The sequence below is a fragment of the Marinobacter sp. S0848L genome (genome assembly GCF_023016065.1).
Lineage (GTDB): Bacteria > Pseudomonadota > Gammaproteobacteria > Pseudomonadales > Oleiphilaceae > Marinobacter.
Window position 1 is genome coordinate 1 of the sequence record NZ_JALKAQ010000028.1, and the last position, 1,507, is coordinate 1,507.

Consider the following 1,507-nt stretch of genomic DNA (forward strand, 5'->3'; position numbering starts at 1 on the left):
CGCCTACATTCTTGATTATGAGGATTATCACTAATGACTATGCATAATCCGCCGCATCCTGGTGAATTCATTCGCGAGGTGTACCTGGAGCCTTTTGGTATCAGCTCTCGTCAGCTTGCTTCCAGTCTGGGAGTTTCACCTTCCACTTTGTCTCGGCTGCTCAAAGGGGATAGTGGTATTAGCCCGGAAATGTCTCTTCGGCTGTCCAAAGTTCTCGGGCGTACTCCTGAGAGCTGGTTGGCGATGCAAGATATGTACGATCTATGGGTGGCCCGCCACACGGTCAACCTGGATGGAATCCATCCCCTGGACTTCGAGGCAGCTTAACCAATGGCTGTTGTCGGACGCGCCTGCGCTGGCGCTCCGGCACGCCGCAAAGCCAGGCGTTAATTGCCAAGGAGAGGTATGGCTATCAGCTTCAAGGTGAATCACCCCGTTACCACTGACCAGTTCATTGGTTTGCTGGAGAGTTCTACCCTCGGGGAGCGTCGGCCAATTCACGACCGATACTGTATGGAGGGGGTGGTTTCCAACTCCAATCTCATCGTGAGCGCTTGGGATGAGGACTTGCTTGTCGGTATCGCCCGCAGCGTCACCGATTTTCATTATGCCTGCTATCTGTCAGACCTCGCTGTTCACAAGAGCTATCAGAGATCAGGAATCGGTAAACGGTTACAGTCACTGACCCAAGGGCAGTTGGGTCCGCTCTGCAAATTGATACTCATCGCAGCACCGGCAGCCAATTCGTACTATGGTCAGATCGGTTACACGCACAATGATAGGTGTTGGGTTCTGGATCCGGGGGTGACCATTGGCAATTAACCAGGCCAGGCACGCGACGCCTACTGCATTGCGGCTTCGCCTCCATTCCGTAGCCGCGCATGCTGGCTGGCGTTATGCATTAAGGGAGAAACTATGAGTATCAAGGATGATTGGGGAAAAGTTAAAGCAGTGCTGGAGCAGGGACAAGCCTCGACTCTCTATTGTTCAATCGCAACGGTGAACCCGGATGGAACACCTCACATAACGCCTGTTGGCACAGTATTTTTGGGTGAGGATCAGCGAGGTTATTTCTTTGATCACTATGCCCAAGCTTTGGGTAGCAATATTGATCAAAACCCTCACGTATGCATTATGGCGGTAAACGCTGGCCGCCTTTTTTGGCTGCGATCTCTATTAATAGGTCGCTTCGTTGCACCACCTGGTGTGAGGTTGTATGGCAAAGTTGGGCCAATTCGTGAAGCTACTCCCGAAGAAGTCGAAAAAATAGAACGGCGGGTTAAGCCGTCGAGTTGGATGAAAGGCGCTCGGCAGCTCTGGACAGATTTCACCCATGTTAGAGACATTGAGTTTACCGACTACAAGCCAGTCACTTACCCTGTGATGATGGATGGCCTGTGGCCGAAACATGCATAACCCATATGAGCCTTCTCGTAATCAATAGGCAATAGTGATTTTTTTGGCCGCGCCAGCGGCCAACCTAAACCCATGAGCGAGAACGCCTGCT

3 protein-coding genes are annotated in these 1,507 nt (G+C 51.9%); all 3 read left to right on the forward strand.

The window, feature by feature from the left end; all coding sequences use genetic code 11:
• The first annotated feature begins 33 nt into the window (after nt 1–33).
• Nucleotides 34–327 carry a HigA family addiction module antitoxin gene (locus tag MWU64_RS15325; protein WP_247065344.1) on the forward strand — a complete coding sequence of 98 codons (294 nt, stop codon included), beginning with the start codon at nt 34–36 and terminating at the stop codon, nt 325–327.
• A 78-nt stretch (nt 328–405) separates the two neighbouring features.
• Nucleotides 406–822 carry a GNAT family N-acetyltransferase gene (locus MWU64_RS15330; RefSeq protein WP_247065346.1) on the forward strand — a complete coding sequence of 139 codons (417 nt, stop codon included), beginning with the start codon at nt 406–408 and terminating at the stop codon, nt 820–822.
• A 93-nt stretch (nt 823–915) separates the two neighbouring features.
• Nucleotides 916–1,416 (forward strand): pyridoxamine 5'-phosphate oxidase family protein, encoded by a 501-nt coding sequence (locus MWU64_RS15335; protein ID WP_247065348.1) that lies wholly within the window; start codon nt 916–918, stop codon nt 1,414–1,416.
• The last annotated feature ends 91 nt before the right edge of the window (nt 1,417–1,507 follow it).

Coding starts and splice junctions, on each gene's coding strand:
- MWU64_RS15325 (WP_247065344.1), top strand. CDS start 34: ATGACTATGCATAATCCGCCGCATCCTGGTGAATTCATTCGCGAGGTG.
- MWU64_RS15330 (WP_247065346.1), top strand. CDS start 406: ATGGCTATCAGCTTCAAGGTGAATCACCCCGTTACCACTGACCAGTTC.
- MWU64_RS15335 (WP_247065348.1), top strand. CDS start 916: ATGAGTATCAAGGATGATTGGGGAAAAGTTAAAGCAGTGCTGGAGCAG.